The organism is Streptomyces sp. NPDC058469 (genome assembly GCF_042721125.1).
GTDB lineage: Bacteria > Actinomycetota > Actinomycetes > Streptomycetales > Streptomycetaceae > Streptomyces.
In genome coordinates this window covers 1-19,893 of the sequence record NZ_JBHXME010000188.1, presented here as the reverse complement: position 1 = coordinate 19,893, position 19,893 = coordinate 1, and the positions used below count along the sequence as shown (strand labels likewise).

Annotated in this window: 21 protein-coding genes; 16 read left to right on the top strand and 5 right to left on the bottom strand. The window is 69.5% G+C overall.

Annotated elements, in window-relative coordinates; all coding sequences use genetic code 11:
- Nucleotides 1-655 precede the first annotated feature (655 nt).
- On the top strand, nt 656-1,147 hold the full coding sequence (locus tag ACFWP5_RS45415) for a DUF2505 family protein (protein WP_384170926.1): 492 nt from the start codon (nt 656-658) through the stop codon (nt 1,145-1,147).
- Here ACFWP5_RS45415 and ACFWP5_RS45410 read toward each other — a convergent pair.
- Both ACFWP5_RS45410 and ACFWP5_RS45405 read right to left on the bottom strand, forming a co-directional pair.
- A complete protein-coding gene (locus tag ACFWP5_RS45410) occupies nt 1,132-2,553 on the bottom strand; it encodes a purine-cytosine permease family protein (protein WP_384170924.1) in 1,422 nt (473 codons plus the stop codon). The genes ACFWP5_RS45415 and ACFWP5_RS45410 overlap by 16 nt on opposite strands.
- 87 nt (nt 2,554-2,640) lie before the next feature.
- Nucleotides 2,641-2,940 (bottom strand): PLD nuclease N-terminal domain-containing protein, encoded by a 300-nt coding sequence (locus tag ACFWP5_RS45405; protein ID WP_384170922.1) that lies wholly within the window; start codon nt 2,938-2,940, stop codon nt 2,641-2,643.
- A gap of 155 nt (nt 2,941-3,095) precedes the next feature.
- Between ACFWP5_RS45405 and ACFWP5_RS45400 the strand changes: the two genes are divergently transcribed.
- Both ACFWP5_RS45400 and mqnP read left to right on the top strand, forming a co-directional pair.
- The gene (locus ACFWP5_RS45400) at nt 3,096-4,547 is read left to right on the top strand and encodes a menaquinone biosynthesis decarboxylase (RefSeq protein ID WP_384170920.1); all 1,452 of its coding nucleotides are present in this window, start codon (nt 3,096-3,098) and stop codon (nt 4,545-4,547) included.
- The gene (gene mqnP, locus ACFWP5_RS45395) at nt 4,544-5,449 is read left to right on the top strand and encodes a menaquinone biosynthesis prenyltransferase MqnP (protein WP_384170918.1); all 906 of its coding nucleotides are present in this window, start codon (nt 4,544-4,546) and stop codon (nt 5,447-5,449) included. Before ACFWP5_RS45400 ends, mqnP begins: the two co-directional genes overlap by 4 nt.
- Here the strand turns inward: mqnP and ACFWP5_RS45390 are convergent.
- The gene (locus ACFWP5_RS45390) at nt 5,446-6,069 is read right to left on the bottom strand and encodes a rhomboid family intramembrane serine protease (protein ID WP_384170916.1); all 624 of its coding nucleotides are present in this window, start codon (nt 6,067-6,069) and stop codon (nt 5,446-5,448) included. The two genes, mqnP and ACFWP5_RS45390, sit on opposite strands and share 4 nt — an antisense overlap.
- Before the next feature lie 91 nt (nt 6,070-6,160).
- On the opposite strand from ACFWP5_RS45390, the gene ACFWP5_RS45385 reads away from it, so the two are divergent.
- The 6 genes from ACFWP5_RS45385 (at nt 6,161) to ACFWP5_RS45360 (ending at nt 10,378) form a co-directional block, all read left to right on the top strand.
- Nucleotides 6,161-6,853, top strand: a complete 693-nt coding sequence (locus ACFWP5_RS45385; protein ID WP_384170914.1) for a UbiX family flavin prenyltransferase — start codon at nt 6,161-6,163, stop codon at nt 6,851-6,853.
- Nucleotides 6,854-6,948: 95 nt separating this feature from the next.
- Nucleotides 6,949-7,404, top strand: a complete 456-nt coding sequence (locus ACFWP5_RS45380) for an Lrp/AsnC family transcriptional regulator (protein ID WP_019061245.1) — start codon at nt 6,949-6,951, stop codon at nt 7,402-7,404.
- Between the two features lie 93 nt (nt 7,405-7,497).
- On the top strand, nt 7,498-8,661 hold the full coding sequence (mqnE, locus tag ACFWP5_RS45375; protein WP_327407132.1) for an aminofutalosine synthase MqnE: 1,164 nt from the start codon (nt 7,498-7,500) through the stop codon (nt 8,659-8,661).
- Nucleotides 8,662-8,673: 12 nt separating this feature from the next.
- A complete protein-coding gene (locus ACFWP5_RS45370) occupies nt 8,674-9,198 on the top strand; it encodes a GNAT family N-acetyltransferase (protein WP_384170912.1) in 525 nt (174 codons plus the stop codon).
- A 94-nt stretch (nt 9,199-9,292) separates the two neighbouring features.
- Nucleotides 9,293-9,616, top strand: a complete 324-nt coding sequence (locus ACFWP5_RS45365) for a DUF4229 domain-containing protein (protein ID WP_384170910.1) — start codon at nt 9,293-9,295, stop codon at nt 9,614-9,616.
- Nucleotides 9,617-9,706: 90 nt separating this feature from the next.
- Nucleotides 9,707-10,378 carry a TetR/AcrR family transcriptional regulator gene (locus ACFWP5_RS45360; protein ID WP_384170908.1) on the top strand — a complete coding sequence of 224 codons (672 nt, stop codon included), beginning with the start codon at nt 9,707-9,709 and terminating at the stop codon, nt 10,376-10,378.
- Between the two features lie 72 nt (nt 10,379-10,450).
- On the opposite strand, the gene ACFWP5_RS45355 is transcribed toward ACFWP5_RS45360, so the two are convergent.
- A complete protein-coding gene (locus tag ACFWP5_RS45355) occupies nt 10,451-11,365 on the bottom strand; it encodes a MaoC family dehydratase (protein ID WP_384170906.1) in 915 nt (304 codons plus the stop codon).
- Between the two features lie 353 nt (nt 11,366-11,718).
- Here ACFWP5_RS45355 and ACFWP5_RS45350 point away from each other — a divergent pair, with 353 nt between their 5' ends.
- The 7 genes from ACFWP5_RS45350 (at nt 11,719) to ACFWP5_RS45320 (ending at nt 18,954) form a co-directional block, all read left to right on the top strand.
- Entirely contained in the window at nt 11,719-13,632 is a 1,914-nt protein-coding gene (locus tag ACFWP5_RS45350; RefSeq protein WP_384170904.1) for an AMP-dependent synthetase/ligase, read from the top strand.
- A gap of 106 nt (nt 13,633-13,738) precedes the next feature.
- Nucleotides 13,739-14,278 carry a DUF6817 domain-containing protein gene (locus tag ACFWP5_RS45345; RefSeq protein ID WP_384170902.1) on the top strand — a complete coding sequence of 180 codons (540 nt, stop codon included), beginning with the start codon at nt 13,739-13,741 and terminating at the stop codon, nt 14,276-14,278.
- A 65-nt stretch (nt 14,279-14,343) separates the two neighbouring features.
- Nucleotides 14,344-16,119, top strand: a complete 1,776-nt coding sequence (gene kstD / locus ACFWP5_RS45340) for a 3-oxosteroid 1-dehydrogenase (protein WP_384170900.1) — start codon at nt 14,344-14,346, stop codon at nt 16,117-16,119.
- A 214-nt stretch (nt 16,120-16,333) separates the two neighbouring features.
- A complete protein-coding gene (locus ACFWP5_RS45335; RefSeq protein ID WP_384170898.1) occupies nt 16,334-16,864 on the top strand; it encodes an SAV_915 family protein in 531 nt (176 codons plus the stop codon).
- Nucleotides 16,864-17,166, top strand: coding sequence for a DUF6317 family protein (locus tag ACFWP5_RS45330; protein WP_384170896.1), 303 nt, complete (start codon nt 16,864-16,866; stop codon nt 17,164-17,166). Before ACFWP5_RS45335 ends, ACFWP5_RS45330 begins: the two co-directional genes overlap by 1 nt.
- Nucleotides 17,166-18,440, top strand: coding sequence for a WXG100 family type VII secretion target (locus ACFWP5_RS45325; RefSeq protein ID WP_384170894.1), 1,275 nt, complete (start codon nt 17,166-17,168; stop codon nt 18,438-18,440). The genes ACFWP5_RS45330 and ACFWP5_RS45325 overlap by 1 nt, the downstream gene beginning before the upstream one ends.
- Nucleotides 18,418-18,954 (top strand): hypothetical protein, encoded by a 537-nt coding sequence (locus tag ACFWP5_RS45320; RefSeq protein WP_384170892.1) that lies wholly within the window; start codon nt 18,418-18,420, stop codon nt 18,952-18,954. The genes ACFWP5_RS45325 and ACFWP5_RS45320 overlap by 23 nt, the downstream gene beginning before the upstream one ends.
- 16 nt (nt 18,955-18,970) lie before the next feature.
- Here the strand turns inward: ACFWP5_RS45320 and ACFWP5_RS45315 are convergent, their stop codons facing one another.
- Nucleotides 18,971-19,639 (bottom strand): class I SAM-dependent methyltransferase, encoded by a 669-nt coding sequence (locus ACFWP5_RS45315; RefSeq protein WP_384170890.1) that lies wholly within the window; start codon nt 19,637-19,639, stop codon nt 18,971-18,973.
- Nucleotides 19,640-19,893 lie beyond the last annotated feature (254 nt).

Here is a 19,893-nt window from a genome sequence, read left to right as displayed (position 1 = left end):
AACGGGCTGGAGCGGGTCGAGTCAAGGGTGGAGCGCAGCGGAATCGGCGTAGCCGACGCGACCGTAGGGAGCGCCCTTTACTCGGGCCGTGGAAGGCCGACACTGGCAAAGAAGCGAGTGGCCCAACGTCCACGTACGAACAGGCGCTCACTGCACACCGGCGTGGCCTTCACTCACCCCTGAGCCTGTGGCTCCAACACCGCGTGTATGCCGGGTTTCCTGCGTGTGCTTGCGCTCCGGTTCCGCGCCGGGGTCCTGGACGATCGCGTACGGCACCAACCGAAAGATTCGCCGGTGCCGTCGTTGCGGGCGCGAGCGTCGTCCCGGAGTGTGGCGAGGTCGATGCAGGCCTGACAGTCGGGGATGGGGGAGGGTGGCGTAGTGATGTCGTAGGGCACGGAATTCCCCACCCAGGAGCGGGAGTCGGCAGCCTTTACGCCGGCGATCAGCCGTTCCTGGGGTGTTGCCGGGCGTACGGCTTCCGGGGCGGCCTCCCATTCCCGGCCGCCGCCGAGTGGGCGCAGCATCGCGTAGGGGCCTGCCTTGCCTCGGCATTCACCCAGTTGATCGGTCAGTACGTCGTCGTCAACTTCGGGCGTTCTGGCGTACGTTGAAGGGTGATTACAGCGAGTACTCGGGCTGATACTTTGCGTGCATGAAGTTCACCCTGACCTATGACGTGGCCGGTGCTCCCGAGGAGTTCTTCGCCTGGTTCCTTGATTCGAGGCGTGAAGACGACCTGTACAAGGGCGAGTTGAAGTACAGGAGCTACGTGATGTCGGGGCGGCGTGAGAGCGACGAGCGGGTTGTCCGGCGCACCGTGTTCCAGCGCGCGATGCAACTGCCCGCCCCGGCGGCCAAGTTGCTCGGCGCCGACTTCAGTGAGGTCGAGGACGGAACCTTCGAGAAGGCCGACCGTCTGTGGACCTGGAAGGTGACGCCGAGCAGCCAGGCGGACAAGATCCGCCACGAAGGCCACCTGAGGGTCGAAGACGTCGACGCCGTCCGCACCCGCCTCCGCCTGGAATTCACCTACGAGGCGAAGATCTTCGGCATCGGTGGCCTCCTGGAGAGCGTGATGGAGAAGAACCTGCGCGAGGAGTGGGACCGGACCGTCGCGTTCTACAACCGTCAGGCCTGTGCCTGAGCGGACGGCGGGGTTCGTCCCGCGAGGCGGGTGAGGACCAGGTACAGCACCGCGCTCAGTACGAAGCCCACGATCGGCGTGCTGTCGCCGAAGGACGGCCAGTGTTTCGGGACGTAGCCGACGTAGTCCTCCTGGTTGGAGAAGAGCGGGACCGATACCCCGATGCCGATCAACAGGGCTGCCAGGCCGGGCCAGTTGGTGAAGGTGGGGTCGGTGAGGCGGGGGGCGAGGTCCTCCGTTGTCGTTGTGGCCCGGGACTGGAACCAGCGTTCCACCAGGACCACGCCCAGCCACGGCGCCACCCAGTACGCGATCACCAGCAGGAACGCCTCGTACGCCGAGCCCGCGTCGGACAGTGACGCCCATGCCGCCGCCGTACCGGCCACGCCCGACACCACGACGAGCACGCTGCGGTTCAGCCACGCGGGGAGTTTCAGGCCGAGGGCGGTGAGGGAGATCGCGCCGGAGTAGACGTTCAGGGCGTTCGCCGAGATCGCGCCGAGGATGATCGCGAGCAGTACCAAGTTGGCGAGCCAGGACGGGAGATGGCCGGTGAAGGCCGCCGTGGGGGTGGCGTCCTTGGGGGCCAGTAGCGTTGCCGAGGCCGCGCCCATCACCGCCACGAACGTCACCGACACGAACAGGCCCAGCGCCGGATACAGGACCGTCCTGAACTTGTTCGCCGTACGCGGGAGATAGCGCGAGTAGTCCGTGGCGTACGGGTTCCAGCCCGCCGCGTAACCCCAGGCCGCGCTGAGCGCGAGGAGGAAGCCGCCCACTCCGCCGCCCGTGCCGCCCGTGCCGAGGTGCGCGTCCTTGAACGTCCACACGCCGGCCAGCAGGAAGATCACCGCGAGTGCCGGGAACGCGTACTTCTCGAAGGTGTGCACGAAGTTGTGGCCTATGAAGCCGATCAGGATCTCCGCCACCACTACGAGCAACAGCGACGGCAGGGGACGTAGACCTGTGAGGGTGTTCAGTGCGAACGCCGCGCTCACGCTGTTCACCGCGAACCAACCGACGCCCGCCACAAGGCCGTTCGCCGCCGACGGGATGATGTTGCCGCGGAAGCCGAAGGAGAAGCGGCCGATCACCATCTGCGGGACGCCGAAGCGCGGGCCGTCCAGCGAGAGGAAGCCTTGGGTGATCGCGCCGAGGCCCGTGCCCAGGACGATCGCGCCGGTCGCCTGCCAGAAACTCAGGCCGAAGAAGAGGACCGAGATCACGCCGATGTAGACGGTCGCGAACTCGATGTTCGGGGAGGCCCAGGTCCAGAGGAGCTGGAGCGGGCTGCCGTGGCGTTCGGCGTCGGGGATCGGCTCGGCACCCGCCGTCTCTACGGCGATGACCTTGTCACCGTATTCGGGGGCGAGGGTGCCGGCGGAGTCGGCGGGAGCAGTCGTCATGCGAGGTAAGTGTCCGGTTCCTGCCGGTCCGGGCCCAGAGGCGCATTGTCCGTACCGGGCCGCTCACCGGCGTACAACCTGCACGTATCACTCGGCCTTGGGGTCGTCCTTGAGGTCGTCCTTGTTCAGGGACTTCAGGAACTCGGGGTTGTCGTCCGGCGCGATCCACCGGCCCGGCGCGTCCGCCGCCTCGGCCGTCGTACGCCGCGCCCGGCCCGCGATCAGCCACGCGATCGGGCCGACCAGAACCTCGCCGAAGAGCAGGATGACGAACACCCACGCCAGTTTCGGCATGCCGCGTACGTCCTCCTCGGGCGTGTTCAGGCAGTCCACGAAGGCGTAGATCCACAGGGCCAGGACCAGCAGGAAGGGCAGATACCTGAGCATGGCGGCGAGATTCTCCTGAGAGGTGAGACGGCCCCGGTGACGGGGCCAGGTTAGCGGGTGGCCGCTGTGCCAGCCCGGGGGCCAACCCCCGGACCCCCGGCAGAAGGCAGGGGTGGACGTCAGGAGACAGTGAGCGCTCGGCGATACTGGGACACATGGCTTACGACGATCTTCGCTCCCTGCTCAGGGCACTGGAGCGCGAGGGAGACCTCAAGCGCATCAAGGCCGAGGTGGACCCCTGTCTGGAGGTCGGGGAGATCGTCGACCGGGTTCAGAAGGCCGGCGGGCCCGCTCTCCTCTTCGAGAAGGTGAAGGGGTCCTCGATGCCCCTCGCCATGAATGTCTTCGGGACCGACCGGCGGCTGCTGAAGGCGCTGGGGCTGAAGTCGTACGGCGACATCTCCGAGAAGATCGGCGGGCTGCTGCGGCCCGAGCTGCCGCAGGGGTTCGTGGGGGTGCGGGACGCCTTCGGGAAGCTCGGCTCGATGACCCACGTACCGCCGAAGAAGGTCAAGGACGCGCCGGTGCAGGAGGTCGTCCTCGAAGGGGACGACGTCGATCTCGACCTGCTGCCCGCCCTCTTCACCTGGCCGCAGGACGGCGGGTCCTTCTTCAATCTGGGGCTGACCCATACGAAGGACCCGGAGAGCGGGGTCCGCAACCTCGGGCTCTACCGGCTGCAGCGTCACGACAAGCGCACCATCGGCATGCACTGGCAGATCCACAAGGACAGCCGGAACCACTACCAGGTGGCTGCCAGGAAGGGCGAGCGGCTGCCGGTCGCCATCGCCTTCGGGTGTCCGCCCGCCGTGACGTACGCCTCGACCGCGCCTCTTCCCGGTGACATCGACGAGTACCTCTTCGCCGGGTTCATCGCGGGCAAGCGGATCGAGATGGTCGACTGCAAGACCGTGCCGTTGCAGGTGCCGGCGCAGGCCGAGGTCGTCATCGAGGGGTGGTTGGAGCCCGGCGAGATGCTGCCGGAGGGGCCGTTCGGGGACCACACGGGGTTCTACACGCCCCAGGAACCCTTCCCGGCGCTGACCATCGACTGCGTGACGATGCGGAAGCGGCCGTTGCTTCAGTCGATCGTCGTAGGGCGGCCTCCGACGGAGGACGGACCGCTGGGGCGTGCGACGGAGCGGTTCTTCCTGCCGCTGCTGAAGATCATCGTGCCGGACATCGTGGACTACCACCTGCCCGAAGCGGGCGGATTCCACAACTGCGCGATCGTCTCCATCGACAAGAAGTACCCGAAGCACGCCCAGAAGGTGATGCACGCGGTCTGGGGTGCGCACATGATGTCCCTGACCAAGCTGATCGTGGTCGTCGACTCCGACTGCGACGTCCACGATCTGCACGAGGTCGCGTGGCGGGCCCTCGGCAACACGGACTACGCCCGCGATCTGTCGGTCGTGGAAGGACCCGTCGATCATCTCGACCACGCCTCCTACCAGCAGTTCTGGGGCGGCAAGGCGGGTATCGACGCGACGAGGAAGTGGCCCGAGGAGGGCTACACGCGGGACGGCGGCTGGCCCGAGATGGTCCTGTCCGACCCGGAGACGGCGGCGAAGGTCGACCGCCGGTGGAAGGAGTACGGCCTGTGAGCAGCGCGTCTGCCGCTCTCCCGCAACAACCGGGACGTACCAAGGCCTTTCTGCGCCTGGTGATGATCGAGCACTCCGTCTTCGCCCTGCCCTTCGCCTACATCGCCGCGCTGACGGCGATGTTCCAGCTGGACAAGAACATCCACTGGGGGCGGCTGCTGCTGGTCACCATCTGCATGGTGGGCCTGCGGACGTTCGCGATGGCGGTCAACCGGATCATCGACCGCGAGATCGACGCCCGTAACCCGCGCACCGCGCACCGCGAGCTGGTCACCGGCGCGATGACGGTGAAGCACGCGTGGACGGGCGCGCTCGTCGCGCTGGTCGTCTTCCTGGGCTCGGCGGCTCTCCTCAACCCGCTCTGTCTGGCGCTGGCGCCCATCGCGGTGATCCCGATGGTGGTCTATCCCTACGGCAAGCGGTTCACGAACTTCCCGCAGGCCATCCTCGGTCTCGCCCAGGCCATGGGCCCGGTCGGCGGTTGGCTGGCGATCTCCGGCGAGTGGTCCTGGGACGCGGTGATCCTCGGGCTCGCCGTCGGCATCTGGATCGGCGGCTTCGACCTGATCTACGCCTGCCAGGACATCGAGACCGACCGTGAGATCGGCGTCATGTCGGTGCCGGCCCGCTTCGGCATCCCGGCGTCGATCTGGGGCGCGCGGGTCTGCCACGCGCTCACGACCGCCCTGCTCGCCTGGTACGGCGCGGCGACCGGCGCCGGTGCCTTCTTCTGGTTCGGGCTGCTGATCGTCGCGGGCGCGTTCCTGTACGAGCACTCGATCGTCCGGCCGCATGATCTCTCGCGGTTGAACAGGGCGTTCTTCAGCGTCAACGGGTTCATCGGGATTGCCCTGTTCGTGTGCGCGCTGCTGGATCTGCTGGTGCGGGGGCTGACCGTCTAAGCGGCGGTAAGTGGAGTCCCGGTAAGTGGAGTCCTTGGGGTGGGCCTGCGGCGGAACGCGAACGCCGCTCCCACTCCCGCCACCAACCCGACCAGATGCGCCTGCCAGCTGACCCCCGACTGGGTCGGCGCGAGGCCGAACAGGATCGTGCCGCCCCACACCGCGCCGACGAGCAGCCCGACGACGATGCCGAGCGGGCGGCGCTCGGCGAAGCCGCCGACGAGCAGGAAGCCGAAGAGGCCGAAGATCAGGCCGGACGCGCCCGCCGTGTTCGTGTGGGCCGGGGATATGAGCCAGACGCCCAGGCCGTCCGCGACGATGATCAGTGCGCAGACCGCGGCGAACCGGCGGATGCCGCCCAGCGCGGCGAGGAAGCCGAACACCAGCAGCGGCACGCTGTTCGCGGCCACGTGGGCGAAGCCGAAGTGGATGAACGCGGCCGGGACGACGTCGATCAGTTCGGAGGGCTCACGCGGGATGATCCCGAAGCCGTCGAGGGCGTGGCCGCTCAGTACGTCCACCACTTCGAGCAGCCACAACAGCGCGACCCAGCCCACCATCAGCTTGGCCGCGGCCTTCACACGGTCGCCCTGCGACCACTCCAACTCCGTACCGGACATGGCACCCCCCACCACTCACTCGTCCCCACCGAAGAACGCCCCGGCCCCCTTGGCCGGTTCCCGCCCCGCGACGCCAGCTAGGCTCGGTGTCGTGAACCCAGTCAAGCCAGGAGAGACGCCGCGTACGCCTTGGATCGTAGGGGTGTCCGGCGCTTCCGGCACCCCATACGCGGCTGCCGTCCTGCGCGCGCTCCTCAACGCCGGCGAGAGTGTCGACCTCGTCGTGTCCCGCGCGTCCCGGCTCACGCTCCTGGACGAGACGGGGATCTCCTTCCGGGACGCGCATTGGCAGGACGACCTGCGGGAATGGCTGGCCCGCGGCGCCGACGGCAAGCCCGGCACCTTCGAGCCCTACGCCGACGCCGACGCCGTACGGCACTGGAGCGCGGGCGACCTCGCGGCGGGGCCGTCCTCGGGGTCGTACCCCTCGAAGGGCATGATCGTCGTGCCCGCGTCGACCGCGTGTGTCGCCGGGGTCGCCCTCGGACTGAGCAAGGACCTGTTGCAGCGGGCGGCGAGCGTGACCCTCAAGGAGCGGCGCAAGCTGGTGGTCGCCGTACGCGAGACGCCGTTGAACGGGCAGACGCTGCGACACCTCGTGACCCTGGACGACCTGGGGGCGGCCGTGGTGCCCGCCTCGCCCGGTTTCTACGCCGGAGCCACCCACATCCAGGACCTGGTGGACTTCGTCGCCGGGCGGGTCCTGGACTCGGCGGGCGTCGGGCACGACCTGTACCGGCGGTGGAAGGGCGACCTCGGCGCCGGCTTCCGCACAGCCACCTGAAGCACAGCAACCTGAAGCACCGCCAACTGAAGCACCGCCAACTGAAGTACGGCACCCACACAACTCATCGTCATCACCGGAAGGCAATCGATCGCATGGACGCGGTGGACAGGCAGCTCATCCAGGCCCTGAGAGAGAACGGCCGGGCCTCCTACGCGGAGCTGGGGCGCCTCGTCGGCCTGTCGGGACCCAGTGTCACCGACCGCATCAACCGGCTGGAGGCGGCCGGTGTCATCACCGGCTACCGCGCGACCGTCGACTCGGCCTCCCTCGGCCTCGGCGTCATCGCCCTGATCGGCATCTCGCTCTCCGACGCCGCCGACCACGAGGACGTGGCGCGCCGCATGAAGGACCTCGGCGAGATCGAGGACTGCTGGTTCATCGCGGGCGAGGACTCGTTCATGCTCAAGGTGCGGGCACCGGACGTGGACGGCCTGGAGAAGACCATCCGGCGGCTGAGCGGGACCAAGGGTGTGTCCCGGACCCGTACCACCATCGTGCTCTCCACGAAGTGGGAGAACCGGGTCGGAGAGCTGCCCGAAGAGGCGTAGCGGCGTAGGCGCGGAGCGCTGTTTGGGGGCACCTCGCGCCCGAAGGGTGGGGGAGTACGGTTTATCGAGACTGTCGTAGGAAGAGGTATGGGCATGGATGTCGGGCTCAAGCGCGAGCTGGAGCAGAAGGTCCGCTCCGGTGAGCGGCTGTCCCGCGAGGACGGCATCGCGCTGTACGAGTCGGACGACCTGGCCTGGCTGGGCGGACTCGCGCACGAGGTGCGGACGCGGAAGAACGGCGATGTCGTTCACTTCAACGTCAACCGCCACCTCAACATGACCAACGTGTGCACCGCGTCCTGCGCCTATTGTTCGTTCCAGCGCAAGCCGGGCGAGAAGGACGCGTACACGATGCGCATCGAGGAGGCCGTCCGGCTCGCGAAGGCGATGCAGGGCGAGAACCTCACCGAGCTGCACATCGTCAACGGCCTGCACCCGAACCTGCCTTGGCGCTACTACCCGCGGTCGCTGAGCGAGCTGAAGAAGGCCCTCCCGGAGGTCTCCCTCAAGGCCTTCACGGCCACGGAGATCCACCACTTCGAGACCATCTCCGGGCTGAGCGCCAGTGAGATCCTCGACGAACTCATCGACGCCGGCCTCGAATCCCTCACCGGCGGCGGCGCGGAGATCTTCGACTGGGAGGTCCGCCAGCACATCGTGGACCACCGCACGCACTGGGAGGACTGGTCGCGGATCCACCGGCTGGCGCACGAGAAGGGGCTCAAGACCCCGTGCACCATGCTCTACGGCCACATCGAGGAGCCCCGCCACCGCGTGGACCACGTGCTGCGGCTGCGTGAACTGCAGGACGAGACCGGCGGTTTCCAGGTCTTCATCCCGCTGCGCTACCAGCACGACTTCGTGGACATGAAGGACGGGAAGGTACGGAACCGTCTGCAGGCGCGTACGCAGATGGCCACCGGCGCGGAGGCCCTCAAGACCTTCGCCGTCTCCCGGCTGCTCTTCGACAACGTCCCGCACGTCAAGGTCTTCTGGGTCATGCACGGTGTCCAGACCGCCCAACTCGCCCTTCAGCACGGCGCGGACGACATGGACGGCTCGGTCGTCGAGTACAAGATCACGCACGACGCCGACAACTACGGCACCCCGAACAAGCTCACCCGCGACGACCTCCTCGACCTGATCCGCGACGCCGGTTTCCAGCCGGTCGAGCGGAACACGCGCTACGAGATCATCCGCGAGTACGACGGCCCGGACCCGGCGCGGCGCGAGTCCCCGCAGCCGATGCGGGTGTGAGAGCCCGGCACCATGGCACTGACCTTTGAACTGGACCCCGCGATAACCCCTGCCCTGCGCGAGGAGATCCTCACCCTGTGGGCGGATGTCTCGAACGCGGGCGGCTCCGTGGGCTTCGTCGCACCGGTGGCGGTGGACGAGATACGGCCCGAACTGGTCCGGCACTTCGTCTCCATGGCGGAGGGCCGCACCCGGCTGCTGGTCGGCCGGGACGAGTCGGGCACGGTCGCCGCGACCGTGTTCCTCGCGTTCAACACCCACCGCCTGATGCTGCACTGGCTGTGGCTCTACACGGTGATGGTCCACCCCCGCCACCAGGGCAAGGGCTACGGCCGCGACCTCCTCGCCGCCGCCGAGGAGGCCGCCCGGGGCATCGACGGCATCGAGGCGATCCGCCTCACCTGCCGCGGCGGCCACGGCCTGGAGCGGTTCTACGGCTCCTGCGGCTACAAGGAGGTCGGCCGGGTGCCCGGCGCGATCCGCGTCGCCCCCGGGGACGACCGGGACGACATCTTCATGCTGTTGCCCTTGCTGTGAGCCGCCGACCCCCGCCCGAAGATCGGTGGGGGCGCGTGCTTCACTGAGTAGGACTGTTCGGTTAAGTCTGTTCGTTACGGAAGAGTGGATTGAGATGTTCCGCTACACACTGTGGCGCCTCGGAGTCTTCGCGGGCTGCCTCGGAGTCGTCTGGGGCCTCGTCTACCTCGGCGTCTTCCCGCGCGGCTTCGGTGAGTCCAACGGCATGTGGATCGTGCTGCTGGCCCTGGTGATCTCGGCGCCGATCAGCTTCGTGGTGCTGCGCGGGGTGCGGGACCGGGCCTCGTTGCAGATCGTCGAGCGGGTCGACCGGATGAAGGCCAACCTGGACGCCAACCGCAGCCAGGAGGACGAGACGGCGGACGCCGCCCAGCCGACCTCCCACCCGGCCTCCCACCCGCAGGGCCAGGCTTCCTAGTACCTCCGGGTACCTCGGCCGCTCGGCCGGAACTCCTGCTGTGACTCCTGTCGGCGGGCCGGGCGCCCGGGCCGAACTACCCTTGCCCCCATGGGTGCCGTGAAGACCAAACGGATGCCGCGGGCGGTCCGTGAGCAGCAGATGCTCGACGCCGCCGTGCAGACCTTCGGGCAGCGCGGTTACATGGCCGCGTCGATGGACGAGATAGCCGAACTCGCGGGTGTGTCCAAGCCGTTGGTGTATCTGTACCTGAACTCGAAGGAAGACCTGTTCACCGCGTGCATCCGGCGCGAGGGTCAGGCGCTCACCGAGTCGGTACGGGCCGGCGTGGACACCGGGTCGGCCGCGGACCGGCAACTCTGGGACGGGCTGCGGGCGTTCTTCACCCACACCGCGCAACACCCGGACGGCTGGGCCGTGTTGCACCTCCAGGCCCGCACCCACGGCGAACCCTTCGCGGCCGAGGTGGCCGCCATGCGCGCCGAACTCGTCGCGTTCGTCACCGAGTTGATCGCGGTCGCCGCCCGCGAGACCCACCGCGACCCCGACCTCGCCGACCGTGAGGTCGCCGGCCTGGCCGAGGCCCTGGTCGGCGCCGCCGAGTCCCTCGCGGCCTGGTCCAACGCGACCCCGGGCGTCACCGCCAAGCAGGCGGCGGCGACCCTGATGAACTTCGCGTGGGCGGGGCTGGGTCAGTTGATGGAGGGGCGGCCTTGGGCGCCGCCGGTGACGGCCGACGCCGAGCGCCCACAAAGCCCGTAGGGCCCATGGGGTCCGTGGGGTCCGTGGAGTCCGTGGAGTCCGTGGAGTCCGTAGAGCTCACAGGGCCAGGGCTCAGACAGGGAGCGGCCGGACGGACCCGTCCACATGCACCCGCTCGCCACTCCGCAACACGAACCTCCCGCCCGCCGCCGCGTACTCCACCACCCCCGGCAACAGCACCGGCGCCCTGAACTCCGCCCGTACGTAAGCCGATTCGGGCGTGCCGTGCGCCGCGAGGCATCGAGCCGCCGTCCACATGCCGTGGGCGATGGCGCGCGGGAAGCCGAAGAGGCGGGCGGTGAGGGGGGAGAGGTGGATGGGGTTGCGGTCGCCGGACGCGGCGCCGTAGCGCCGGCCCACGTCCTCACCGAGCCGCCACTCGGCGACGGTGGGCAACGCCTTCTGCGCTTCCCGCACTTCGCCCCCTTCCCGCCCTTCTCCCGCCTCCCGCGCACCCTGCGCCTCGGGCGCCCGCGCGTCGGCGCGGTGGTGCCGGGCGAGATACGTGCTCCGCGACTCCCATACGACCTCGCCCCCGGCCCCGCCGCCCTCGCCCCCGGCGCGCATCTCCGTCGTGACCGTCGCCTCCGTGCCGCGTCGATGCGGGGCCAACTCGTCGACGTAGACCGTGAGTTCGTAGTCGCCGGTGGCCGGGACCGCCGTGTGCCGGGTGATTTCGACCGACGTGTGGACGAGGCCGAGGAGGGGGAGCGGGAAGGCTCGGCAGCTCATCAGGCGCATGGCGAGGGGGAAGCCGAGGACGTGGGGATAGGTGATGGGGAGGGCGTCGTCGCCGGTGGCGAAGCCGCAGACGCGTTCGTAGGCGGCCAGTTTGGCCAGGTCGACGCGTACGCCGGGCAGGACGAGGCGGGTGCGGGGGAACTCGGCGTCGGGGCGCGGCCGTTTGAAGGGGGAGAGGAGGGCGCCGCGGAGGAGGAGCGGGGTGAGTGCGGGGGTGTCGGTGAGAAGCGGATAGGGGTTGGCCATGTCCCACTCCCGGGTGGCGTCCTGGGCGGCTCTTTTCGGCTTACTTCGCAGTAAGGTTACCGCAGGTAAGGCCAAGTGGGGCGAGCCGGGCGATCCATGGCGGTCTCATGGTCGACACAGAGGCGGCGCAGGGCCGACGTATGGCTGACAAAGCCCTGCGAACCCGCCGAGGTTGCACAGGCCCGGCTCCGTACCACCCCCGAACCCGCACGAAGTCCCCACGCGGGCCCCGTACGATCTTCGACCTAACCCCAGGTAACACCCTGGCCGCGGGCCGGGGATGAACGCCTCGGTACGCACCATGCGTACCTAATGCAGCAGAGCGGTACAAGCTGCACGCCACAGGAGCTGCCATGTCCCTCGCCTACTCGTCCGGCTACGACTACGACGGCGCGCCCGTACTCGTGGAGCCCGAGATCCGGCGGCTGGACGGCGTGGTGCGGGAGGTGTCCGTACCGCCGATGGTGCCGCCGGCGACCCACGGCTCGCTCGCCGACCTGCCGTTCGAGAACGCGGCGGCGGCCCCCGAGCACCTGGTCCTCAGCAGGCAGGACGAGGACGGGAACTGGCATGACGTGACGGCGGCGGAGTTCGCCGAGCAGGTGCAGGCCGTCGCCAAGGGGATGATCGCGGAGGGGCTCGCGCCGGGCGACCGGATCGCGGTCATGGCGCGGACGTCGTACGAGTGGACGCTCCTCGACTTCGCCGCGTGGGCGGCCGGTCTGGTCACCGTCCCGGTGTACCCGACCTCCTCCCTCTTCCAGATCCGCTGGATCCTCCAGGACTCGGGCGCGGTGGCGATGGCCGCCGAGACGGTCGCCCAGGCGGCGGCGCTGGGTCCGGAGACGCCGCGGCTGCCCGACCTGCGTCACATGTGGGTCTTCGAGAAGGGGCACCTGGACCGGCTGGCCGAGCTGGGCCGGACCGTCCCGGACCAGGAAGTCTCCGTACGGCGTGGGGTGTTGCTGCCCGACACGCTCGCCACCGTCATCTACACCTCGGGCACCACGGGCCGCCCCAAGGGCTGTGCGATCACCCACGGCAACTTCCTCGCGGAGATCGACAACGCGATCGAACTCCTCTACCCCGTCTTCAAGAACAAGGCCGACGAAGAACCCTCCACCCTCCTCTTCCTCCCCTACTCCCACGTCTTCGGCCGCATGGTCGCGATCGCCTGCGTCCGCGCCCGCGTCCGCCTGGGCCACGCCGCGAGCCTCAAGTCCGAAGACCTGCTGGCCGACTTGGCGAGTTTCCAGCCGACCTTCCTGCTGGCCATCCCGTACATGCTGGAGAAGGTCTTCAACAACGCGCGGGCGAAGGCGGAGAAGGGCGGCCGCGGCAAGGTCTTCGACCGCGCCACGAACGTCGCCCGCCGCTACGGCGAGGCGCTGGAGGCCCGCCAGTCCGGCCAGGGATCGGGCCCGAGCCGCCCGTTGAGGACCGCCCGCGCCTTCTACGACCCGCTGGTCTACCGGAAGATCCGCAACGCCCTTGGCGGCAAGCTCCGTTACGTCATCTGCGGCGGCTCCCCACTGGGCCGCCGCCTCGCCGCGTTCTACGCCGGCGCGGGCATCGAGATCTTCGAGGGCTACGGCCTGACCGAGACGACGGCGGCGGCGACCTGCACGCCCCCGCTCAAACCCCGCCTGGGGACGGTCGGTTGGCCGATGCCCGGCACCAAGGTCCGCATCGCGTCGGACGGCGAGATCCTGCTCTCCGGCGGGCAGGTCTTCCGGGGCTACTGGGACCCGCACGGGGACGGGGTGATCCCCGCGTCCCAGGACGGCTGGTTCGCGACCGGCGACATCGGCCGCCTCGACGACGAGGGCTACCTCACCATCACCGGCCGCAAGAAGGAGATCCTGATCACCGCGGGCGGCAAGAACGTGGCCCCGGCCCCGCTGGAGAACTGGCTCCGCTCCCACCCCCTGATCGCCCAGTGCATGGTCGTCGGCGACCGCCGCCCCTACGTCGCCGCCCTCATCACCCTCGACCTCGAAGGCATCACCCACTGGCGCCAGATGAACGGCAAGCACCCGGTACCGGCCGAACTCCTGGTCAACGACGAGGAGTTGCTCGCGGTCCTGCAACGAGCGGTCGACGAAGCGAACAAGCTGGTCTCCCGCCCCGAGTCCATCCGCCGCTTCAGCATCCTGCCGGGTGACTTCACGGAGGCGGCGGGCCATCTGACGCCGTCGATGAAGCTGCGGCGGGAGTTCGTCATGGGGGAGTTCGCGCGGGAGATCGAGGGGCTGTACGCGAACTAGGCTCTGTACGCGAACTAGGGTCTGTTCAGGTCGGTTTGGCGCAGTACTCGGTCGACTTGGCGCGGCACTCAGGGGATGCGACACCACTGGCGGGAGGATCTGGTCCATGGCGCCCACCCGAACTTCCCAAGCAACCGATCTGCTACGCCAGTTGGGCGCCGAGACCATCCCCCACCCCGGTGGCACGCTCCTCGCCCACCTGGACCGGGTGCGCGCACGCCTGGCCACGTGGGGTGCCCGCCCGGACCTCCAACTCGCGGGCCTGTGCCACGCGTTCTACGGCACGGACGGCTTCCCCACGGCACTGCTGCCCCTCGACCGCCGCGCCGAACTGCGTGCGGTGATCGGCGAAGAGGCGGAGGCGATCGTCTACTTCTACGCGAGCTGCGACCGCAAGGCCACGTATCCGGTGCTCGCGGACCGCTTCCACGACCGTTTCACGGGAACCAGCCGCGTCCCCGAACCCGGCCTGCGTGAGGACTTCGCCGAGCTGACCGCCGCCAACGAACTGGACCTGGCGCAACGGGACTTGGCCTTCCGTGCGAAATGGGGCCCGGGTCTTCTCGCCCTGTTCACCGGCTTCCGTCCCCTGCTGAGCGAGCCGGCGTGGAGCGACTGTCGTGCCGTACTACTGGACGCCCCCTAGTCATTGACTTCACAAGACCCCCGCGCGACATTCCCAGCCCATTTCCTCGTCGGGCTGGAGCGGCCATGACCACGAGCGCGGACGCACACGCACAACTCCCCGGTAGAAGACGTGTGTTGGCGGGTGGTGCGGTCGCGGCGCTCGGTGTCGTCGCCGGGGTGCAGCACACGGCGCAGGCCGCCGACCTTCCTCTCCTCGGTACCTACGACGTCGTGGTGATCGGTGCGGGAGCGGCCGGGATGACGGCCGCGCTGACCGCCGCCAAGCAGGGGCTGAGCTGTGTGGTGGTGGAGAAGGCGCCGACGTTCGGGGGTTCGGCGGCGCGTTCGGGGGCGGGGATCTGGATACCCAACAACCCGGTGATCCTGGCGGCCGGGGTCCCCGACACCCCGGCCAAAGCCGCCACTTACCTCTCCGCGGTCGTCGGCGCAGATGTCCCCGCCGACCGCCAGCAGTCCTTCCTCTCCCACGGCCCCGCCATGATCTCCTCCGTGATGGCGAACAGCCCGCTGCGCTTCCGCTGGATGGAGGGATACAGCGACTACTACCCGGAGTTGCCGGGAGGGCTTCCCAACGGCCGCTCGATAGAACCCGATCAGCTCGACGGCACCATCCTCGGCACCGAACTCGCCCACCTGAACCCGCCGTACCTGGCCGTCCCGGCGGGCATGGTCGTCTTCAGCGCCGACTACAAGTGGCTCGACCTGGCCGCCGTGAGCGTGAAGGGCGCGGCCGTCGCCACCGAGTGTCTGGCCCGGGGGACCAAGGCGGCGCTGCTCGGTCAGAAGCCGCTCACCATGGGGCAGTCCCTCGCGGCCGGCCTGCGTGCGGGGCTCCAGTCCGCGCAGGTGCGGGTGTGGCTCAACACCCCGCTCACCGATCTGTACGTGGAGAACGGCGCCGTCACCGGCGCGGTCGTCACCCGCGCCGGAGCCGCCGGACTGGTGCGCGCCCGGCGCGGGGTGGTGGTCGGCTCCGGCGGCTTCGAGCACAACGCGGCGATGCGCGCCCAGTACCAGCGCCGGCCCATCGGCACGGACTGGACCGTCGGCGCGAAGGAGAACACCGGGGACGGCATCCAGGCCGGCCAACGGGTGGGCGCGGCACTGGCGTTGATGGACGACGCCTGGTGGGGCCCCACCATCCCCGTCCCCGGCGCGCCGTACTTCTGCCTCGCCGAACGCACCCTCCCCGGCGGCCTGTTGATCAACCAGGCCGGTTCCCGCTTCGTCAACGAGGCCGCGCCGTACGGCGATGTCGTCCACATCATGTACGAGCGCGACGCCGCCGCCCCCGACATCCCGGCCTGGCTGATCGTCGACCAGAACTACCGCAACCGGTACCTCTTCAAGGACGTCCTGCCGACGTTCACGTTCCCGGATGACTGGTACAGCTCGGGCGCTGCGTACACGGCGTGGACGCTGGATGCCCTGGCCACGTCGATCGGCGTCCCGGCGGCGGCCCTGCGCTCCACGGTGAGCCGCTTCAACTCCCTTGCGGCGAGTGGCAAGGACACGGACTTCGGGCGCGGCGACAGCACGTACGACCACTACTACACGGACCCGTCCGTCCTCCCCAACTCCTGCCTCGCACCCCTGTGGCTGGCCCCGTACTACGCCTTCCGCATCGTCCCCGGCGACCTCGGCACCAAGGGCGGTATGCGGACGGACGCGCGGGCGCGGGTGCTGCGGGCGGACGGTTCGGTGATCCCCGGTCTGTACGCGGCCGGGAACGCGAGTGCGGCGGTGATGGGGCACAGCTACGCGGGCGCGGGCTCGACGATCGGTCCGGCGATGACGTTCGGGTATGTGGCGGCGATGGATCTGGCGGGGGCGCTGTAGTAGGGGGCGCAGGGCAGCGGTCGTAGAGCAGCGGTCGTAGAGCTGTCGTCTTCGCTGTCCCGGCCTGGTCATCAGGGGGTCAAGGGATGACCAGGCCGCGACCAAGCGGCCGTATGCATTGCGCATGCAACGGGTTCGGAGGCGGGACATAGGCGGATTTGGGCGTGGGTGACGTGGCTACTGTGAGGGCGCGCAAACGTCCACAGTGACCACGATGACTCGCGGGGAAGAGGAGACGGCGGTGGGGGAGCCGAATCGGTCGCGCCTGCTCGACTACACACAGGGGTCGCCGGGGACGCCGAGTCCGCCGGAACCTCGGCGTTCCAGCCTGCTCGACTTCGCGGAGGCGGAGGCGGAGGCGGTGGCGCCGGTCCGCCCGGCGGCCGTCGGGCTCCCTGGGCCCAAGCCCGGTGTCCCGCCGTACGAGACGCCCGTGTTCGTGCCCGCCCATCCGCGGTTCGTCGATGCCCTGGACGAGGACGGGCGGGCGGTTCGGGTGCCGTTCGTCGTCTATGAGCTCTTCGAGCATCCCGCGCACCGGACCGCGGCCTACGCGTTCAGCACGCTGGGGAAGCTCGTGGCCGCGTTCGGCGAGGCCCAGCCGTGGGTCGGGACCTCGATCGGGCCGCTCGCCGAGGCGATGGGCGAGCGGGGAGGCACCGTCGTCCTCGACCCGAAGGTCGCCCCGGGGCGGCCCAACTGGCGGCCGGCCGACCTGGCCGCCTACGCACGGGAGGTGCGCTGATGTCGGCCGACTTCAAGGCGGTACTGAGCGACCTCACGTCGATGGCCAAGACCTTCCACGACCAGGCCACCGACTACCGGAAGCTGCATCCCCAGGTCGCCCCGCCCGTGGTGAGCGGCGGGGACGCCGGGCTCGACGACGCCATCAAGGAGGTCGCCCACCTCATCCTCGGCCTGCACATCGGCTTCGCCGACCGGCTGGACGACCACGGTGACAAGGTCGCGTACGCGCGTGACTCGTTCCACCGGCACGACGTCGACGTCCACGGTGTGTTCGAGGACCTGATGGTGGGGGAGGACTGATGGGCGACAGCTGGGTGGGCGGCGACATCGGCGGACTGCGCACGATGGCCACGACGTACAAGAACGCCAAGGACCAACTCGACGACGTCGTCCGGCCGGTCACCAGTGCCGTCGAGTCGCTCGTCGACGACGCGGGCTGGAAGGGCGACGCGGCGGAGGAGTTCCGCGCGAAGTGGAGCGAGGACGCGCTGACGGCGGGGGCCTTCGCCAGCACGGTGTTCGACGTGGGCGACATCCTCGGCACCCTCGCCGACGCGCTGTCCACGTGCGAGACGGCACTCCAGAACGCCGAGCACGTCGCCACGGGCAAGGGCGTGTCCATGGGGGACAAGGGCGTGCCCCTGCCCATGGTCACGGCGAACCCGCCCACCGCGGCGGACCAGAAGACGATCTCCGCGATGACCGAGTACGACACGGTCCGCAAGCAGGTCATGCACACCGCGCAGCACGCCCGGCTGGTGGCCGCGGACAAGTTGCGCGGGCTGTACGCCCAGGTCACCGCGCCGGTGTCGACCGGCGACAAGATCACCATCGCCGACGCGCTGCGCGGCCTGTACGCCTACGACGCGGAGGACGCCCGCGCCGGCGGCAAGAAGGCGCGGGCCGAACTCGACGACGCCAAGGCCGCGGAGCAGACGGCGAAGAAGGAGATGCGGGCGGAGCGCAAGGCCTACCAGAAGGCGGGCCGTGGGCTGCCCAAGGACCTGCCCGCCAAGGGCGCCTACCGTGACGCGGTCATGCAGGTCGACTCGCTGGAGGAGGCCATCGCCCGTGCCGACGTCGGCAGCAGCAAGCTCCCCTACGACCGGATCCTGAACGTCAAACTGGCCGACGCGGCGGACGCGTTGAGGCTGGGCAAGGGGCTTGAGGCACTGCCCGAGTTCCTCAAGGAGGTGCCGGTCATCGATGTCGCCGCGGCTGCCGCGTGCGGGTTGGTGGAGGCGAAGGACGACCATGACAAGGGGTGGTCGTGGCAGCACTCGGTGACGGTGGATGTCGGGTTGGCTGTGGGGGGTGTGGCGGTGGGTGCGCTGGCGGTGTTGGCGGCGCCGGTCGAGGGAGCGGTGGGGGTGGCGCTGGTGGGAGTCGGCGCGACGATCCTCGCGACGGACGTCCTCGACCACGCTTTCCACGAGCACTGGAGCGAGGACATCCATGACCACGGAGTGGTCGGCGGTGTGGTGCACGGCGCCGGTGACGTCGCCTCGGAGACCGTGGGCGACGTCGGACGACTGGGGAAGGACATCTGGCATGGCGTCACGAGCATCTTCTGAGGCTCCCGCCGATGGAACGCCCATCCACATTCCGGCCCTCCCGAAACTCGGCAGGACCTGGTACGAGCGCGGCGCGCTCTACTGGTTGTGCCGTGCCCGTACGACGGTCTTCCTGCTCATCCTGATGGGTGTGGTCAGCGTCTTCGCGCTCAGCCTCTATCAGGGCTTCACCAGCGAGTGGTCGCCGACGGTGCGCACCGTGTGGAACTGGGTGACGGTGGTCGCGTCCTGCGCGTCCGTCGTCTGGGGGTGGGTGAAGCAGCGCGGGGAGCATCGCCGGGCCCTGCTGGACCCGCCCACTCCCGCGCAGGCCGTCCAGGCGAAGCGCGATCACAACAGGCGGGCCCCCGGCCGCGCGTTCGCGGGCCGTTGGATGGTCCTGCTTCTGGTTCCCGTCCTGCCCGCCGTCGCCGCGTACCTCGTCGGCTGGCTCGCGGCCTGGACCACCGTCCGCGAGTACCCCAGCGAGATCGGCGCCCGCCGCTGGATGCAGGAGCGTGCCGCCCGAGGATGACGTCCCGGCCCGCTCTCTATCGCATAGCCACCGTCTTCCGGGCGATCAGAAACGCCTGCGCCGACGACTCCCCGAGTTCCTCCTCCGCTTCCCGTACGGTCCGTGACCGCAGCGTGAACCCCGCCGTCTCCAGTAGCTCGGCCATCGACTCCGGTCGCCGGCGTTGGAAGTCGAGGGACACCGGGTGGCCGAAAGGCTGGTCGAGGGTGAGGGGTTGGTCGCCGGACTGGAAGGCGAGCAGCAGATACCCGCCCGGTGCCAGTACGCGGTGGAACTCCGTGAAGAGGGACGGGAGTCGGTCCACAGGTGTGTGGATGGACGAGTACCAGGAGACGGCCGCCGTCAGCGTGCCGTCGGGGATGTCCAGCTCCAGCATCGAGCCCTGATCGAACCGCAGCCCCGGGTTCTCGCGGCGCGCGATCGTGAGCATCGACTCGGACAGGTCGAGGCCGAAGACGTCCAGGCCCTGCGCGGCGAGGAACGCCGTGGACCGCCCCGGTCCGCAGCCGAGGTCGGCCACCTGCCCGCCCCCGCCGCGGTTGACCAGCTCGGCGAAGCCCGTCAGCACGGTCCAGTCCCGCGGCTTGGCGCTGCGTTCCCCGGCGAAATGGTCGGCGTAGTCCTCGGCGATGGCGTCGTAGAAGGTCCGGGTGCTGGTCACGAAGTCGGCTTCGGTGGATGTCATGGGCGGGGACCATAGCGGTGCCCACTGACAACGCGCCCGGCCACGCAGCGGGCCCCCCGCTGACACGGGCCGGGAACAGGCGGGACCCTCACTGACAACCGGCCGGGCACACAACACCCGCCCGACGACAACCGGCCGGCCCAACGACACCCGCTCGACGACAACCCGCCGACCACATGGCGCGCCGCGTCCTGACCGTCGGCTTCGCGGCCGTCTGTTTCCAACCCCTGTACAACCAGGGGGTGTTCCGGCAC